Source organism: Streptococcus mitis (assembly GCF_026782865.1).
In the GTDB taxonomy this organism is placed as follows: domain Bacteria; phylum Bacillota; class Bacilli; order Lactobacillales; family Streptococcaceae; genus Streptococcus; species Streptococcus mitis_CG.
In genome coordinates this window covers 293,555-310,412 of the sequence record NZ_JAKUXK010000004.1, presented here as the reverse complement: position 1 = coordinate 310,412, position 16,858 = coordinate 293,555, and the positions used below count along the sequence as shown (strand labels likewise).

Sequence of the window (16,858 nt, the reverse complement as noted above, 5' to 3'; positions counted from 1 at the left end):
TCCTAGTTTGCTCTTTGATTTTCATTGAGTATAAGTATTCTTTCTTTTAACAAAGATAGATGAAATAATAACCAAAAGACTAGCAATTTGTGTTTGCTAGTCTTTTTTCGTTAAAAAAGGAACCAAGATGGTTCCTAAAATAATTAGTTACTTGCGCCAGATGTAGCATCTGCGTCACCACCGTGACCTCCAGCATCACCTGCATCAGAAGCTCCAGATGTGGCATCTGCTCCGCCATGTCCTCCAGCAGGAGCTGCAGCATTTCCACCGACTAAACGTTGACCAGTTGTTTCTAAATACCAATCTAACCATGGTTGGAAGTTAAAGATAATTTCGTTGATTCCAGCATATGAACCATCTGGATAGTACATTGCTTTATAGTTATGAGTATTAATAACACCTTCTGGTTGTCCTGGTACAATTGTACGGACATATTCTTGATCTCCGTTACGTAGTACACCGACAACCCATTCAACGTTTTTCATTCTTGCAGGTGGTAGGGAAGCATGTACTGTCCCTAATCGGCTACCTGCTTGAACTCGCACACGTTTACCATACATAGTGTTTGGATCTTGGTGGGCGTTATTGTAGTACAGGAATTGGTTATTATCATCCGCATATGTCAACTCAAATGGCATTGCTTTCAAGAACATATCAATTTGGTTAACTGTCAAGATACCATGGTCTAATTTAACGTAAGTATCTCCAGAAACAGCTCCAACAAGCTCAGCAGCTTTTTCTACCCATTCAGGATCATCAGGGTCAACACCTTGAATGGTAGTTGCGATTGGATTTGTACAATATAAATCTTCTGGTGCGATTGGTTTTGGTTTTTTCAATTTTGAAACGACTCCCACATATTTTACAAAGTTGTCTAAACATGTTTCAAGGAAATTAATAGTTCCTTCATTTGTGATATTCCCATTAACATCAAAAGCTTCTTTAGCTTTACCGAGAAGGAATTCATTTCCTGGAAGTGTGTAGGCATTGACACCTGGAGCGTCAAGAATCTTACGAAGGTGAACTTGGGCACGAGAAGTACCTTGGTCGTAGTAAGATGCTCCCACAATCATAACTGGTTTGTTTTCAAATGGATGAACTTCGTATGAAAGCCATTCAAGAACAGATTTTAGGGAAGCTGAGATTGTGTGGTTGTGCTCAGGAGTAGCGATGATAACACCATCAGCACGAGTAATTTTGTTATATAAATAACGTAATTGGAAACTTTCGTCCCATTTTTCGTCTTGGTTAAACATTGGAACTTCGTCAATTTCAAGAACTTCTAATTCAAATTTAAGTTTAAAGTGACGGCGGATGAATTCCAAGAGTTTACGGTTATATGATTGATCGTAGTTTGATCCTACAAGTCCAACAAATTTCATTCTTTTTGGTCTCCTATCTTACAAATTTTCCCAGTCAAAGTCTTCAGCATCTTTGCGAAGTAGTTCTTGTGCGTTACGCAATTTTTCAGTAATTTTTACAAAGATACGGAAGTCGTCAAAAGTAGCATCCAGTTTTTTGATAACATCAAGATCTACTAGGTCTCCACTTGGGGTGAAGGCTTGAAGAGAATGTGAAAGCAAGAATTCATCTGGAAGGACACTTGCTTTAATTTCTGGAGCATTCAAAATTTGGCGAAGTTGTAATTGGGCACGTGATGAACCAAGAGTACCATATGAAGCACCTGTAATCATGATTGGTTTGTTCAAAAGTGGATAGATACCATAAGACAACCAAGCAAGAGCGCTCATCAAAACAGCTGGGATAGAGTGGTCATACTCAGGAGTACCGATAATAACACCATCTGCCTCTTCAATTTTAGCAGCAATTTCTAAAATTTCAACAGGTACTTGCTTGTCGGCTGGTTTATTGAAGACAGGAATGTCTTTAATTTCAACAAGTTCAATTTCAGCTTTTTCAGCAAAGTGTTTTTGCATGTATTGAAGCAATTGACGGTTTGTAGAACGTTTTGAATTTGTTCCAACAATAGCAATAAGTTTTAACATGAGATTTCCTTTCTCTTTTTACATAATACGATTTTAAAACTCCATTGAAACATCTATTTCTATAGAGTAAAAATTCCTGAAGAACAGCTTAGGTGACCTTCTTTATCGATGAGGATAGCTTCGATGCCCTCCAAACTTTCGACTTGCCAGAGGATAGAAGCAGGTCTTTCTCCAAATAGACGAGTTGTCCAGATTTCACCATCAACTGATTTATCAGAGATGATTGTCAGACTAGCTAGTTCCGTTTCAACAGGATATCCTGTTTGGCTGTCAAAAATATGATGGTAATCTTTTCCATCGACAGTCAGGTGACGTTCATAAATGCCTGAAGTCACGACAGATTTATTGACAACAGGGATAGTCATTAAGTGATTTCCCCTCGGATTGGCTGGGTCTTGAATCCCAATTTGCCAAGGCTGATCCCCTCTTGCCTGATTTTTTCCAATAGTCAGGATATTCCCTCCCAGATTAATCAAGGCAGATGTCACTCCCTCTTCTCTCAGAAATTGGGCAACCTTATCGGCACTATAACCCTTGGCTAAACAACCAAGATCGATCTTCATTCCTTTCTGTTTTAAAAACACAGTGGAAGTAGAAGAATTTAACTCGATATAATGAGGATTGATTAAAGGTAGCACTGATTCAATTTCTTGGGGTTGGGCGACCTTGGCATCTGAAAAACCAATGCGCCAGGTTTGAATTAAGGGACCAATGCTGATGTTGAGATGACTAGAGGGAGCTAGGCTATGCTCTAATCCAAGTGAAATCAGTTCAAACAAATCAGGATGAACTTTGACTGGAGCTATTCCAGCTTGATAATTGATTTCCATCAACTCCGATTCTTGGCTATTGGCATTGAAACGGTATTCAAGCTCTTTAAGCAAATCAAAGGATTTTTGGAGCAAGATATCAGCTTGCTCATCTACTAATGAAATAGTGATAGTAGTCCCCATTAGGCGTTCGGAATGTGAACTAAGAGGCAAGCTACCAACTCCTTTCTCTTATGAAAAGAAGGCTGAAATATAGTAAATTTATATTAAATTTAACCCCTTACATTTTCTTTCCATGATACTAGCATACCATAAAGTCAGCGTTTTCACAAATAAAATTTGTAAACTTGTCAAGAAATATGCTCAGAAAATAAAGAGTAATTGTAAGAAAGGCTGATAAAATACAGATTATTTACATTTTTTTACAAAAAAATCGGGAAAATTAGCTAAACTCTTGTAAACGCTAACAGTAAATGTTATACTAGAAGAGTAAATTTAAAATTGAAGGTAGGAACTTTTCTATGAGTAAAATCGTTGTAGTTGGTGCTAACCACGCTGGTACAGCATGTATTAATACTATGTTGGATAATTTTGGTAATGAGAACGAAATCGTTGTATTCGACCAAAACTCTAACATCTCTTTCCTAGGATGTGGAATGGCCCTTTGGATTGGTGAACAAATTGACGGTGCTGAAGGCTTGTTCTATTCTGATAAAGAAAAATTGGAAGCTAAAGGTGCTAAGGTTTACATGAACTCACCAGTTCTTTCAATCGACTATGATAACAAAGTAGTTACAGCAGAAGTTGAAGGGAAAGAGCACAAAGAATCATACGAGAAATTGATTTTCGCTACAGGTTCTACACCAATCTTGCCACCAATCGAAGGTGTTGAAATTGTTAAAGGAAACCGCGAATTTAAAGCAACTCTTGAAAATGTACAATTCGTTAAATTGTACCAAAACGCTGAAGAAGTTATCAATAAACTTGCTGATAAGAGCCAACACCTTGACCGTATCGCCGTTGTTGGTGGTGGTTATATCGGTGTTGAACTTGCTGAAGCCTTTGAACGTCTTGGAAAAGAAGTTATCCTTGTTGATATCGTTGATACTGTCTTGAACGGTTACTATGACAAAGACTTCACACAAATGATGGCGAAGAACTTGGAAGACCACAATATCCGCTTGGCGCTTGGTCAAACTGTTAAAGCAATTGAGGGTGACGGTAAAGTTGAACGCTTGATTACTGATAAAGAAACTTTCGATGTGGATATGGTTATCCTTGCAGTTGGTTTCCGTCCAAACACTGCCCTTGCTGATGGTAAGATTGAACTCTTCCGCAACGGTGCCTTCCTTGTAGACAAGAAACAAGAAACATCACTTCCAGGTGTATTTGCAGTTGGTGACTGTGCGACTGTCTATGATAATGCTCGTAAAGAAACTAGCTACATTGCGCTTGCTTCAAACGCTGTACGTACTGGTATTGTTGGTGCCTACAATGCTTGTGGCCATGAATTGGAAGGAATCGGTGTGCAAGGATCAAATGGTATCTCCATTTACGGACTTCACATGGTTTCAACTGGTTTGACTCTTGAAAAAGCAAAAGCTGCTGGTTACAATGCAACTGAAACAGGCTTTAACGATCTACAAAAACCAGAATTTATGAAGCATGACAACCATGAAGTTGCCATCAAGATTGTCTTTGACAAAGATAGCCGTGAAATTCTTGGTGCACAAATGGTTTCACACGATTCTGCAATCAGCATGGGAATTCATATGTTCTCACTTGCTATCCAAGAGCATGTAACAATTGATAAATTGGCCTTGACAGACCTCTTCTTCTTGCCACACTTCAACAAACCATATAACTACATCACAATGGCTGCCCTTACAGCTGAAAAATAAAAATGAATGAGCTATCTGGCCTTAAGTTAAGGTCAGATAGTTTTTAGTCAATCTGTACCCATACAATTATGATTTTTTTATCTTGTGGTTCATTCTTTTCTGACTTAAAATGAAATAGTAGCTACCAATATAAATAATGAGGATAAAACAAATGACTGAAAATCGTTATGAATTAAATAAAAACTTGGCGCAGATGCTCAAAGGTGGGGTTATCATGGACGTTCAAAATCCTGAACAGGCTCGTATTGCAGAGGCTGCTGGTGCGGCAGCTGTTATGGCCTTGGAGCGGATTCCAGCTGATATTCGTGCAGCTGGTGGGGTTTCCCGCATGAGTGACCCAAAGATGATTAAGGAAATCCAAGAAGCGGTTAGCATTCCAGTAATGGCCAAGGTCAGAATCGGGCATTTTGTTGAGGCTCAGATTTTAGAGGCTATTGAGATTGACTATATCGATGAGAGTGAGGTTTTATCTCCAGCTGACGACCGTTTCCATGTGGATAAGAAAGAATTCCAAGTTCCTTTTGTCTGTGGAGCTAAGGACTTGGGAGAAGCCTTGCGTCGTATTGCTGAAGGAGCTTCTATGATTCGTACCAAAGGAGAACCGGGTACGGGGGATATCGTCCAAGCTGTTCGTCATATGCGTATGATGAATCAGGAAATTCGCCGCATTCAAAATCTACGTGAGGACGAACTTTATGTTGCTGCCAAGGAATTGCAAGTCCCTGTAGAACTAGTTCAATATGTCCATGAACATGGGAAATTGCCAGTTGTAAACTTTGCTGCTGGAGGCGTTGCAACGCCAGCAGATGCTGCGCTGATGATGCAATTAGGGGCAGAGGGTGTCTTTGTCGGTTCAGGTATTTTCAAGTCAGGAGATCCTGTTAAACGGGCGAGTGCTATTGTCAAAGCGGTAACTAACTTCCGTAATCCTCAAATCCTAGCTCAAATCTCTGAAGATTTAGGAGAAGCCATGGTTGGTATCAATGAAAATGAGATCCAAATCCTCATGGCTGAGCGAGGAAAATAGATGAAAATCGGAATATTGGCCTTGCAAGGCGCCTTTGCAGAACATGCAAAAGTGCTGGCTCAATTAGGAGTCGAGAGTGTTGAAATCAGAAATCTAGAGGATTTTCAGCAAAATCAGAGTGACTTGTCGGGTTTGATTTTACCTGGTGGGGAATCTACAACCATGGGCAAGCTCTTACGAGACCAAAACATGCTACTTCCCATTCGAGAAGCAATTCTATCTGTCTTGCCAGTATTTGGAACCTGTGCGGGTTTAATTTTGCTGGCTAAGGAAATTGCTTCTCAGGAAGAGAGTCATCTAGGAACTATGGATATGGTGGTCGAGCGCAATGCCTATGGGCGCCAACTAGGAAGTTTTTATACAGAAGCAGAATGTAAGGGAGTCGGTCAGATTCCAATGACCTTTATCCGTGGTCCGATTATCAGCAGTGTTGGAGAGGATGTAGAAATTCTAGCAACAGTTGACAATCAAATCGTTGCTGCTCAAGAAAAAAATATGCTGGTAACTTCTTTTCATCCTGAATTGACTGATGATGTGCGCTTGCACCAGTACTTTATCAATATGTGTAAAGAAAAAAGTTGAGATTGAATTTCTCAACTTTTTTACATGTAATAAACAATGGCAATGTATTGGAGTGCGGATGCAGCTAGGATAAAGAGATGCCAAATCATGTGGAAATAAGGTTTTTTCTTGGCGTAAAATCCAGCCCCAACAGTATAACAGAGTCCACCAGTTACCATGAGACTCCAGAAAATTGGTGTCGTTTGACTGATAATGGCAGGAATGATAGCTAGAACCAACCAGCCCATAATCAGGTAAAGAGCAAGGCTAAATTTCTCATTGACCTTTTTAGCAAAGATTTTATAGAGGATGCCAAAGATGGTCGTTCCCCATTGGATGGCAATAATCAGATAGCCAAACCAGTTATTCATTAAGGTCAAGACAACGGGCGTGTATGAGCCTGCAATAGCGACATAAATCATAGAATGGTCGATGATTCTCAAGACATATTTGTGGGTCGAACCATAGGCCATAGAGTGGTAAATGGTTGACGAGAGGAACATGAGAAATAGACTGATGACGAAAATGGAAACACCGATAGATGATAAAAAGCCGTGAGCCTCATAACTATAGGTGGATGAAATAGGCAGTAAGATGAGCATGATGACTGCACCTACGGCATGAGTCACGCTATTAGCAATCTCCTCTCCAAAACTGAGTTGTTTACTGAGTTTAAGACTAGTGTTCATTGGATTACCTCCTCTTGAGTATGATCGATTAAGGCTAGAGTTTGATGATAGAGTTTAACGGTTTGGCAGCTGGTTTGGATAATGGGGTTAGCTGGATCTATTCCTTGGTTCATGTAGTTTACAAAAGCATCGTAGAGTTGCTCTGAACTGGCTTGACTTTTTAGAGTATTAAGTGTCTGTGCGATTTCTTGAATAGAGAATACCGACTTGAGGGTTGTGATAGCAATCAGACGGGCAATCTGTTGGCGTTGGTATTTTTTCTTGTCAGGCTTTGTTAGGTAACCATGTTTGACATAATTGTTGACCATAGATGCTGTCAGGCCCTTGTCTTTATCAGGAGAGATAGGGGCGCAGACCTGATTGACATAGAGCAAAACCTGGTCCAGATAGAGGTCAATATTTGGAATTTCTGCCCATTTTGGGTAGGAAAAGGTAGTTTTCATTTTCAACTCCTTTTTATCTAGTTTTAATAACTAGATTATAAAATAATAAAAACAGGAAGTCAAGTTTTAACTGCTTGTAGAAAGACTTAAATTATGCTATGATGGGAGAAACTAGTCAGAAATGAGGAGAAAAGATGGAGATTCGTTTAGCTTTTCCAAATGAAGTAGATGCCATCATGCAGGTGATGGAAGATGCTAAAAAATGTTTAGCAGATGCTGGTAGTGACCAGTGGCAAAATGGTTATCCAAATGCTGATATTATTATTGAGGATATTATCTCAGGTCAAGCCTACGTAGCCTTGGAAGAGGGAGAACTACTAGCATATGCAGCTGTGACCAAAAGTCCAGAGGCAGCCTATGAAGCCATTTATGAAGGAAAATGGCAAGCTGGAGAGTCAGAGTACCTGGTCTTTCACCGTATTGCTGTGGCAGCAGATGTCCAGGGACAGGGAGTTGCTCAAACCTTCTTAGAGGGCTTGATTGAAGGATTTGATTATCTAGATTTTCGCTCAGATACGCATGTTGTAAACAAGGTCATGCAACATATTTTTGAAAAACTCGGTTTTAAACAGGTTGGTAAGGTTCCAGTTGATGGCGAACGCTTGGCCTATCAAAAATTGAAGAAATAATGCAAAAGAAGTACGCAAAAATACTCTACTCTTCGCCAATTGGCTCCCTTTCTCTCGTAGCTGATGATTATCATTTGTATGGCATTTGGGTGCAGGAGCAGAAGCATTTTGAGAGGGGACTAGGAGATGAAACGATAGAAGCAGTTGTTAGTCATCCCATTTTAGATCCAGTTATTGCTTGCTTAGATGCTTACTTTAAAGGCAAGCTTCAGGATTTATCCGACTTGCCTTTGGCTCCAATCGGAACGGATTTTGAAAAGCGAGTTTGGTCCTATTTACAGGAAATTCCTTATGGTCAGACAGTGACCTATGGACAAATAGCCCAAGACCTGCAAGTGGCTTCTGCTCAAGCAATTGGTGGAGCAGTGGGGCGCAATCCTTGGTCTATCCTAGTACCTTGTCATCGTGTGCTAGGAGCAGGCAAGCGTCTGACAGGGTATGCTGCAGGAGTGGAAAAGAAAGCTTGGCTCTTGGAGCATGAAGGTGCAGATTTTAAAGATATAAAATAGAAAGTGAAACATATGTTAGAATTTATCGAATATCCAAAATGTTCAACTTGTAAAAAAGCAAAACAAGAATTAAACCAACTCGGTGTGGACTACAAAGCTGTTCACATCGTAGAAGAAACACCCAGCCAAGAAGTCATTTTAAACTGGCTAGAGACCTCAGGTTTCGAGTTGAAGCAATTTTTCAACACCAGTGGAATCAAATACCGTGAATTAGGGTTGAAAGATAAGGTAGGAAGTCTGTCAAACCAAGAAGCAGCCGAGTTGCTAGCAAGCGACGGTATGTTGTTAAAACGGCCGATTTTAGTAGAAAATGGAACTGTTAAGCAAATCGGTTATCGAAAACCTTATGAAGAATTGGGATTGAAATAGTTTTTATCTATCTCTTTGATAGATAAAATATATAACCTCCCTGTTTTAAAGTATGATAAACTAGTAGGTAGACAAAGTCTGTATCTGACCGTAGCAAATAATTTCATTGACGGCAGAAGTATGGTAGAATGAATCATTATCAGGAGAGGATGTTTTTATGAATGTTACAACGATTTTAGCATCAGATTGGTACCAAAACTTGATGCAATTGATTCCGGATGGCAAGCTGTTTAGCTTGCGTTCGGTCTTTGATGGAATCCCTAGGATTGTCCAACAACTTCCAACAACCATCATGTTGACAATTGGTGGTGCTCTTTTTGGCTTGGTTTTAGCGCTTCTTTTTGCCATTGTGAAAATCAATCGTGTCAAGATTTTATATCCCTTGCAGGCTTTCTTTGTTAGCTTCTTAAAAGGGACACCGATTTTGGTGCAACTCATGTTGACCTACTACGGAATTCCTTTGGCTTTGAAAGCTCTCAATCAGCAATGGGGAACTGGTTTCAATATCAATGCGATTCCAGCCGCTGCTTTTGCAATTGTCGCCTTTGCCTTTAATGAAGCAGCTTATGCTAGTGAAACCATTCGTGCAGCCATTCTCTCAGTCAATCCTGGTGAGATTGAGGCGGCACGCAGTCTGGGGATGACCCGAGCGCAAGTTTATCGTCGAGTGATTATTCCAAATGCGGCTGTTGTGGCGACTCCAACTTTAATCAATTCCCTAATCGGCTTGACCAAGGGAACTTCCCTAGCCTTTAGTGCGGGTGTTGTGGAAGTATTTGCCCAAGCTCAGATTTTGGGTGGTGCCGATTATCGTTACTTTGAACGCTTTATCTCCGTTGCCCTTGTTTATTGGGTAGTCAATATCGGAATTGAAAGCCTCGGTCGTTTCATCGAGAGAAAAATGGCTATTTCTGCACCCGATACAGTGCAGACAGATGTGAAAGGAGACCTTCGTTAATGATTAAGATTTCGAATTTAAGCAAATCCTTTTCAGGACAGACTGTCTTGGATCATCTGAACTTGGATATTCAAAAAGGCGAAGTTGTAGCCTTGATTGGTTCTTCAGGAGCTGGAAAATCAACTTTTCTTCGTAGTCTCAATTATCTTGAAACACCGGACAGTGGCTCGATTCAGATTGATGGTTTTTCAGTTGATTTTTCTAAAATCACTCAAGAAGAAATCCTTGCCCTACGCCGCAAGTTGTCTATGGTATTTCAGCAGTTTAATTTGTTTGAACGCCGAACAGCACTTGATAATGTGAAAGAAGGCTTGGTTGTGGTCAAGAAATTATCTGACCAAGAAGCGACTAAGATTGCCAAGGAAGAGTTGGCTAAGGTTGGGCTTTCTGACCGTGAGAATCATTACCCTCGTCATTTATCAGGTGGACAAAAGCAACGTGTTGCTCTAGCGCGTGCTCTTGCTATGAAACCAGATGTTTTGCTCTTGGACGAACCAACTTCAGCTCTTGACCCAGAATTGGTTGGTGAAGTAGAAAAATCTATTGCAGATGCTGCTAAGTCAGGACAGACTATGATTTTAGTGAGTCACGATATGTCCTTTGTAGCCCAAGTGGCTGATAAGATTCTCTTTTTAGATAAGGGGAAAATCATCGAGTCTGGAACACCGGATGAGATTATCCACCATCCTAAAGAAGAGCGGACAAAAGAATTCTTCGCTAGTTACAAACGGACTTATATTTGATATAATAGATAAAGAAAAACTCAGTTAGCTGGACTAGCTGAGTTTACTCTTTAAAAAAGATAGAAATGAGAGAAATCATGCTACTGCAACTATTTTCTTTATATTTCGAGAGTTTGATCTTGACCACCATCCTCGTCCTGATTTTTTTAGGGATTTGGATTGGACTGAGAGCCATGTCGGGAGTTGATAAGACAGCCAAGGCTCGCCAAGCCCATCTCTATGATATGATTATGATTGGGGTCTTGGTTGTTCCAGTATTATCCTTTGCGGTTATGAGTTTAATTCTTGTTTTCAAGGCATAATCCTTGCGTGATTGACAAGAAAGAGTTAGAATAAAGATAGTTACAACAAGAAAGAAGGAATCTATATGTACGATACTATTATTATCGGTGCTGGACCTGCAGGGATGACTGCAGCCTTGTATGCTGCTCGAAGCAATTTGAAAGTAGCCTTGATTGAAGGCGGTCTGCCAGGTGGTCAGATGAATAATACCTCTGATATCGAAAATTACCCAGGATATGCTAATATTAGTGGGCCTGAATTGGCTGAAAAGATGTTTGAACCGCTTGAAAATCTTGGTGTTGAGCACATTTATGGCTATGTTGAAAATGTCGAAGACCATGGTGATTTTAAAACAGTGATGACTGATGACCAAACATATGAAACTCGTACCGTTATCGTAGCGACTGGTTCTAAACACCGTCCTTTGGGAGTACCTGGAGAAGAAGAACTGAATAGTCGTGGTGTTTCATACTGTGCCGTGTGTGATGGTGCTTTCTTCCGTGACCAAGATTTGTTGGTAGTTGGTGGTGGAGATTCAGCTGTTGAAGAAGCCCTCTTCTTGACTCGTTTTGCTAAGACTGTTACCATTGTTCACCGTCGTGACCAACTTCGTGCCCAAAAGGTTTTACAAGACCGCGCCTTTGCGAATGAGAAAATCAGCTTTATCTGGGATTCTGTCGTGAAGGAAATCAAGGGTGAAAACCGTGTAGAATCTGTCGTATTTGAAAATGTGAAAACAGGTCAAGTGACAGAACAAGCCTTCGGTGGCGTCTTTATCTATGTTGGATTGGACCCTCTTAGCGATTTTGTTAAAGAATTGAATATCCAAGATCAGGCTGGCTGGATTGTGACAGATAACCACATGAAAACTGCAGTTGACGGTATTTTTGCAGTTGGAGATGTTCGCTTGAAAGACCTTCGCCAAGTAACAACAGCAGTTGGAGATGGGGCCATCGCCGGTCAAGAAGCTTACAAGTTTATCACCGAACATAGTTAATCATAAAAAAAGTTTCCAATCAGATGACTGGAAACTTTTTTATAGTCTATTTCGGAAAACTTCGTACATGAGAATGGCTGCAGCAACACTGGCATTGAGGCTTTGAACATGCCCATTCATAGGTATGGTAATCATCTCATCAACCTGTTTTTTGATGTTGCTAGAGATGCCTTTTCCTTCATTTCCGATGATGAGGGCAATTTTCCCTTTTGTATTCCACTTGTGGCAAGGAGTCCCATTCATATCCGTTCCAAAGGTCCAGAATCCTTCGTCCTTGAGTTTGTCCAGAGTTTGGCTCAGGTTGGTTACTCGGGCAATGGGAACGTGTTCAATAGCACCTGTGGCCGTTTTGGCAACGACAGGAGTAACACCGACAGCACGATGTTTGGGAATGATGACACCTGCAACGTTGGTCGCATCGGCTGTTCTTAAGATGGAACCTAAGTTGTGAGGGTCGGTTAACCCGTCCAGAATTAATAGCAAAGGATTTTCTTCTTGGCGTGTTTTGGCAAGGATTTGGTCCAGCTCACTATAGGCAAATTCGGACACTCGTAGAACAAAACCTTGGTGGACAGCACCTTCAGTCATCTCAGAGAGGGATTTTTTTGAGGTCCAAGAAATGGAGACCTTCTTTTCTGTAGCTAGTTCCTTGACTTTCTCAACATTCTTACCTCGGAGATCTTCTTGGAGGTAGAGTTTGTTGCCAGTGTTTGCAAGGAGGGCTTCGGTAACGGCGTGGACGCCATAGACAATATCATTTGTTTTCATGCCTCTATTATAACACAAAACCCCGTCTTGCAACGGGATTTTCTTTATTCTAGAATTAGTAAACCATCTTTAACTTCAAATGGGTCTTTTTCATTGATGCGATCGTAAAACATGATGCCGTTGATGTGGTCAATTTCATGTTGAACAACGATGGAGTTGTAGCCTTTGAGTTTGATACGGTGTTTTTCTCCATCCTTGTCAAAGTAGTCAACAGTAACGCGGGCATGGCGAACAACATAGCCAGGTACGTTGCGGTCAACAGATAGACAACCTTCTCCTTCGCCAAGAGCAGCGTCTTGAACAGAGTGAGAGACGATTTTTGGATTGTACATAATGGCTTGCAAGTCGTAGGCTTCCTGTGGAGTTTCGCCTTCTTCGACAATATTAGGTACCAAAACAGCGATAATGCGTTTTGAGATATCCAATTGAGGAGCAGCAAGTCCAACTCCACCGCGGAGTCCCATTTTTTCAGCCATGACAGGATCTTGGGAATGTTTGAGGAATTGCATCATCTTTTCACCAAGGATGATTTCCTGATCAGACAAGGGGAAAGTGACCTCCTCAGCAACCGCGCGTAGAGTTGGGTTTCCCTCGCGGATAATATCGTTCATATCAATTAAATGAGCAGCTTTTGTAATACGTTCTATAGCAGACATTTTCTCTCCTTTCATTACTTCTACATGATATCACAAAATGACAAGGATTGAAAGCATTACGGCATCGAGCTTTTATAGAAAATGCCTAGTAGGTTCGATTCAATTGTGAAAGAATTACTTATCTGTGATATAATAAAAAGAAAAGGCTTGCATTAGAAAGTAGGGAGAATGAAGATGCAAAGAAGACAAGATAGACATAAACGTGGGCCAGTTTTTCGTTTTATGAGGGGTTTTGTAAACTTTTTTAGGAGTTATCGCAAGTGGAGTAATAAGGGATTTGTGGCGATACTCTTGCTAGCAGTTGCTTTATCAATGGGCTTGGTCTTGTTGTTTGAAAGCTTCCAAGGAATTCCTTTAACCAGTCAAAAAAAGAATGCCATTTCTCAAGAAGCAAATAAGACGAATCAAAATTCTAAAGATCAGGAAGAGGAAAAAACTGCTAGAATTATGGCCAACGGGGACCTCCTCTATCATATTCCCATCTATCGTTCTGCTTTAAAAGAAGATGGAACCTATGATTTTCATGAAAATTTTGATTATGTGAAACCATGGCTCAAACAAGCAGACTTGATTATAGGTGATTTTGAAGGTACTGTTAACAAGGACCACTATTTGGCAGGTTATCCTCTGTTTAATGCACCTGGCGAAGTTATGGATGCCATCAAGGATGCCGGTTATCAAGTGCTAGACTTAGCGCATAACCATATCCTAGATTCACAAATAGAAGGTGTGGTTTCAACAGCAGATGCTATTGAGAAGGTAGGAATGACACCTATTGGAGTGTATACGCATGAGTCCCGTGATCAAGCTCCACTGGTTATCAAGGAAGTGAACGGCATCAAGGTTGCACTTTTGGCCTATTCTTATGGTTTTAATGGAATTGAGCAAAGTATTTCTCAAGAAGACTATAACCGCTATCTTTCAGACCTAAATGAAGACAAGATGAAGGCTGAAATTGAACGAGCAGAGAAGGAAGCAGATATCACCATTATCATGCCTCAGATGGGTGTGGAGTATCGCTTGGAACCAACTGAAGAACAAAAGGTTCTTTATCACAAGATGATTGATTGGGGAGCGGATATTATCTTTGGAGGGCATCCTCACGTAGTTGAACCATCTGAAACGGTTGAAAAAGATGGAGACAAGAAACTCATTATCTATTCAATGGGGAACTTCATTTCCAATCAACGAATTGAAACCATGCAAGATGAAGAGAATGCTAAGTGGACAGAGCGTGGTGTGCTCATGGATGTGACTGTTAAGAAAAAAGCCGGTAAGACGACAATCGAAACTGCCAAAGCACATCCTTCTTGGGTAAATCGTACACCGAAAGGAACCTATTCTCCAGAAGGTTATCCACTTTTCCTTTACCAAACCTATATCTTAGAAGATTTTATCGAGGGTGGTAGTCATCGTGACCAGTTAGATGAAGCGACTAAGGAACGAATTGATACAGCCTATAAAGAAATGAATGAACATGTGGGATTGAAGTGGGACTAGCTTGATTCTAGAGGAAAGTAAATGACGATTAAGGTAATTGCAACAGATATGGATGGGACCTTGCTGGATGCTAGAGGCCAGCTTGATATTCCACGCTTGGAAAAGATTTTAGATCAGTTGGATCAAAGGGGTATTCGTTTTGTCATCGCGACTGGGAATGAAATTCACCGCATGAGGCAACTACTGGAGCACTTGGTCGATCGAGTGGTTCTGGTGGTTGCCAACGGTGCTCGTATTTTTGAAAATAATGAATTGATTCAGGCTCAGACTTGGGATGATAATATTGTTGATAAAGCTTTGGCTCATTTCGAGGCTCGAGCGTGTCAGGACCAGTTTGTTGTAACAGGGATGAAGGGTGGTTTCGTCAAGGAAGGTACCATTTTTACAGACCTTGAAAGTTTTATGACTCCAGAAATGATTGAAAAATTCTACCAACGGATGCATTTTGTGGATGCATTAACATCTGACCTCTTTGGTGGTGTACTCAAGATGAGTATGGTTGTTGGTGAGGAACGGTTGAGTTCGGTCTTGGAAGAAATCAATGACCTCTTTGATGGCCGTGTTCGGGCTGTATCTAGTGGCTATGGTTGTATTGATATCCTCCAAGCTGGAATTCATAAAGCATGGGGCTTGGAAGAATTACTCAAGCGCTGGGACTTGAATCCCCAACAAGTCATGGCTTTTGGTGACAGTGAAAATGATGTTGAAATGCTTGAAATGGCTGGAATTGCCTATGCGATGGAAAATGGTGATGATAAAGCCAAAGCTGTGGCGACTGCTCTAGCACCAGCCAACAGCCAAGGAGGAGTTTATCAAGTCTTGGAAAATTGGTTAGAAAAAGGAGAATGAAGTGGCAGTACAGTTATTAGAAAATTGGTTACTAAAGGAACAAGGCAAAATCCAAACCAAGTACCGTCACTTAAATCAGGTTTCTGTTGTAGAACCAGACATTCTTTTTATTGGGGATTCCATTGTCGAATATTATCCTCTGCAGGAGTTGTTTGGGACTTCAAAGACGATTGTCAATCGAGGCATTCGAGGTTATCAGACAGGGCTGTTACTAGAGAATCTAGATGCGCATCTGTACGGTGGAGCAGTAGATAAAATTGTCCTTCTGATTGGGACGAATGATATCGGAAAAGATGTGCCTGTGAATGAGGCACTCAATAATCTCGAAGCTATCATACAATCCATTGCTCGCGATTATCCATTGACAGAGATTAAATTACTTTCCATTTTGCCAGTCAATGAGGGAGAGGAGTACAAGCAGACAGTCTATATCCGAACGAATGAAAAAATTCAGAAATGGAATCAAGCCTATCAAGAGCTTGCTTCTGCCTATATGCAGGTAGAATTTGTACCAGTTTTTGATAGTTTGACAAACCAAGAAGGCCAAATCAAAAAAGAATATACAACTGATGGACTGCACCTGAGTATTGCTGGTTATCAGGCTTTGACAAAAGCCTTGAAAGACTATCTTTTCTAGTTCATTGCTTTCCTTTTTGCATTTTTGTGTTAGATAAGGTATAATGGTTTTATTGTCTTTTGGGGTCGTTACGGATTCGACAGGCATTATGAGGCATATTTTGCGACTCGTGTGGCGACGTAAACGCTCAGTTAAATATAACTGCAAAAAATAACACTTCTTACGCTCTAGCTGCCTAAAAACCAGCAGGCGTGACCCGATTTGGATTGCTCGTGTTCAATGACAGGTCTTATTATTAGCGAGATACGATCAAGTCTCGTCTAGCGACTTGATAAGAGATTAATAGACTCGCAGTTTCTAGGCTTGAGTTATGTGTCGAGGGACTGTTAAACTAATACATAACCTATGGTTGTAGACAAATATGTTGGCAGGTGTTTGGACGTGGGTTCGACTCCCACCGGCTCCATTATTCCTTTGCATTCTTTTGCATTCCTTGGTAAAACGTTGTTAAATCAACGTTTTTTATTTTTGAGTTTGGTATTCCTTGGTATTCTTTTGCAAAAAAAGAATACAACATTTTGTTGTATCCTAAATATTAAATCAAGTCCTGAATTTTCTTAAGTT

The 16,858-nt window shown here is 40.6% G+C and carries 20 protein-coding genes and 1 other RNA gene; 14 read left to right on the top strand and 7 right to left on the bottom strand.

Features of this window, described 5'->3' with window-relative positions:
* Positions 1–143: 143 nt before the first annotated feature.
* From MK482_RS03710 to MK482_RS03700, 3 genes are read right to left on the bottom strand one after another with little or no spacing between them, the layout of a single operon-like run.
* Positions 144–1,382 carry an NAD(P)H-dependent oxidoreductase gene (locus MK482_RS03710; RefSeq protein WP_033689020.1) on the bottom strand — a complete coding sequence of 413 codons (1,239 nt, stop codon included), beginning with the start codon at positions 1,380–1,382 and terminating at the stop codon, positions 144–146.
* A gap of 18 nt (positions 1,383–1,400) precedes the next feature.
* The gene (locus MK482_RS03705) at positions 1,401–2,006 is read right to left on the bottom strand and encodes an NADPH-dependent FMN reductase (protein ID WP_070842713.1); all 606 of its coding nucleotides are present in this window, start codon (positions 2,004–2,006) and stop codon (positions 1,401–1,403) included.
* A 59-nt stretch (positions 2,007–2,065) separates the two neighbouring features.
* Positions 2,066–2,989 (bottom strand): FAD:protein FMN transferase, encoded by a 924-nt coding sequence (locus MK482_RS03700; protein WP_268718009.1) that lies wholly within the window; start codon positions 2,987–2,989, stop codon positions 2,066–2,068.
* Between the two features lie 308 nt (positions 2,990–3,297).
* Between MK482_RS03700 and nox the strand changes: the two genes are divergently transcribed.
* The 3 genes from nox (at position 3,298) to pdxT (ending at position 6,286) form a co-directional block, all read left to right on the top strand.
* Positions 3,298–4,677, top strand: coding sequence for a H2O-forming NADH oxidase (nox, locus tag MK482_RS03695; protein WP_268718008.1), 1,380 nt, complete (start codon positions 3,298–3,300; stop codon positions 4,675–4,677).
* Positions 4,678–4,828: 151 nt separating this feature from the next.
* Positions 4,829–5,704, top strand: a complete 876-nt coding sequence (gene pdxS / locus MK482_RS03690) for a pyridoxal 5'-phosphate synthase lyase subunit PdxS (RefSeq protein ID WP_000138526.1) — start codon at positions 4,829–4,831, stop codon at positions 5,702–5,704.
* Positions 5,705–6,286, top strand: coding sequence for a pyridoxal 5'-phosphate synthase glutaminase subunit PdxT (pdxT, locus tag MK482_RS03685; protein WP_268718007.1), 582 nt, complete (start codon positions 5,705–5,707; stop codon positions 6,284–6,286). It begins immediately after the preceding gene.
* A gap of 20 nt (positions 6,287–6,306) precedes the next feature.
* On the opposite strand, the gene trhA is transcribed toward pdxT, so the two are convergent.
* Together trhA and MK482_RS03675 are read right to left on the bottom strand one after the other, a co-directional pair.
* Entirely contained in the window at positions 6,307–6,954 is a 648-nt protein-coding gene (gene trhA / locus MK482_RS03680; RefSeq protein WP_001097996.1) for a PAQR family membrane homeostasis protein TrhA, read from the bottom strand.
* A complete protein-coding gene (locus MK482_RS03675) occupies positions 6,951–7,397 on the bottom strand; it encodes a DUF1836 domain-containing protein (protein WP_268718006.1) in 447 nt (148 codons plus the stop codon). The genes trhA and MK482_RS03675 overlap by 4 nt, the downstream gene beginning before the upstream one ends.
* A 134-nt stretch (positions 7,398–7,531) precedes the next feature.
* Between MK482_RS03675 and MK482_RS03670 the strand changes: the two genes are divergently transcribed.
* The 7 genes from MK482_RS03670 (at position 7,532) to trxB (ending at position 11,884) form a co-directional block, all read left to right on the top strand.
* Entirely contained in the window at positions 7,532–8,026 is a 495-nt protein-coding gene (locus MK482_RS03670; protein WP_268718005.1) for a GNAT family N-acetyltransferase, read from the top strand.
* Positions 8,026–8,535: a methylated-DNA--[protein]-cysteine S-methyltransferase gene (locus MK482_RS03665; protein ID WP_268718004.1), complete on the top strand. Its 510-nt coding sequence runs from the start codon at positions 8,026–8,028 to the stop codon at positions 8,533–8,535. Before MK482_RS03670 ends, MK482_RS03665 begins: the two co-directional genes overlap by 1 nt.
* A gap of 12 nt (positions 8,536–8,547) precedes the next feature.
* A complete protein-coding gene (locus MK482_RS03660) occupies positions 8,548–8,904 on the top strand; it encodes an arsenate reductase family protein (protein WP_000889092.1) in 357 nt (118 codons plus the stop codon).
* A 157-nt stretch (positions 8,905–9,061) separates the two neighbouring features.
* Entirely contained in the window at positions 9,062–9,862 is an 801-nt protein-coding gene (locus MK482_RS03655) for an amino acid ABC transporter permease (RefSeq protein ID WP_020901891.1), read from the top strand.
* Positions 9,862–10,605: an amino acid ABC transporter ATP-binding protein gene (locus tag MK482_RS03650; protein ID WP_261013811.1), complete on the top strand. Its 744-nt coding sequence runs from the start codon at positions 9,862–9,864 to the stop codon at positions 10,603–10,605. Before MK482_RS03655 ends, MK482_RS03650 begins: the two co-directional genes overlap by 1 nt.
* A gap of 77 nt (positions 10,606–10,682) precedes the next feature.
* A complete protein-coding gene (locus MK482_RS03645) occupies positions 10,683–10,907 on the top strand; it encodes a DUF4059 family protein (protein WP_000926599.1) in 225 nt (74 codons plus the stop codon).
* A gap of 65 nt (positions 10,908–10,972) precedes the next feature.
* On the top strand, positions 10,973–11,884 hold the full coding sequence (gene trxB / locus MK482_RS03640; protein WP_268718003.1) for a thioredoxin-disulfide reductase: 912 nt from the start codon (positions 10,973–10,975) through the stop codon (positions 11,882–11,884).
* Between the two features lie 39 nt (positions 11,885–11,923).
* On the opposite strand, the gene rlmB is transcribed toward trxB, so the two are convergent.
* A complete protein-coding gene (gene rlmB, locus MK482_RS03635; RefSeq protein WP_268718002.1) occupies positions 11,924–12,652 on the bottom strand; it encodes a 23S rRNA (guanosine(2251)-2'-O)-methyltransferase RlmB in 729 nt (242 codons plus the stop codon).
* Between the two features lie 44 nt (positions 12,653–12,696).
* Positions 12,697–13,308 carry a peptide deformylase gene (gene def, locus MK482_RS03630; RefSeq protein ID WP_045611905.1) on the bottom strand — a complete coding sequence of 204 codons (612 nt, stop codon included), beginning with the start codon at positions 13,306–13,308 and terminating at the stop codon, positions 12,697–12,699.
* A 174-nt stretch (positions 13,309–13,482) separates the two neighbouring features.
* Here def and MK482_RS03625 point away from each other — a divergent pair, with 174 nt between their 5' ends.
* The 4 genes from MK482_RS03625 (at position 13,483) to ssrA (ending at position 16,703) form a co-directional block, all read left to right on the top strand.
* The gene (locus MK482_RS03625; protein ID WP_326845872.1) at positions 13,483–14,808 is read left to right on the top strand and encodes a CapA family protein; all 1,326 of its coding nucleotides are present in this window, start codon (positions 13,483–13,485) and stop codon (positions 14,806–14,808) included.
* Between the two features lie 21 nt (positions 14,809–14,829).
* Positions 14,830–15,657 (top strand): HAD family hydrolase, encoded by an 828-nt coding sequence (locus MK482_RS03620; RefSeq protein WP_268718001.1) that lies wholly within the window; start codon positions 14,830–14,832, stop codon positions 15,655–15,657.
* Position 15,658: 1 nt separating this feature from the next.
* Positions 15,659–16,294 (top strand): SGNH/GDSL hydrolase family protein, encoded by a 636-nt coding sequence (locus MK482_RS03615; RefSeq protein ID WP_261087712.1) that lies wholly within the window; start codon positions 15,659–15,661, stop codon positions 16,292–16,294.
* Positions 16,295–16,355: 61 nt separating this feature from the next.
* Positions 16,356–16,703: a transfer-messenger RNA gene (ssrA, locus tag MK482_RS03610) on the top strand.
* The last annotated feature ends 155 nt before the right edge of the window (positions 16,704–16,858 follow it).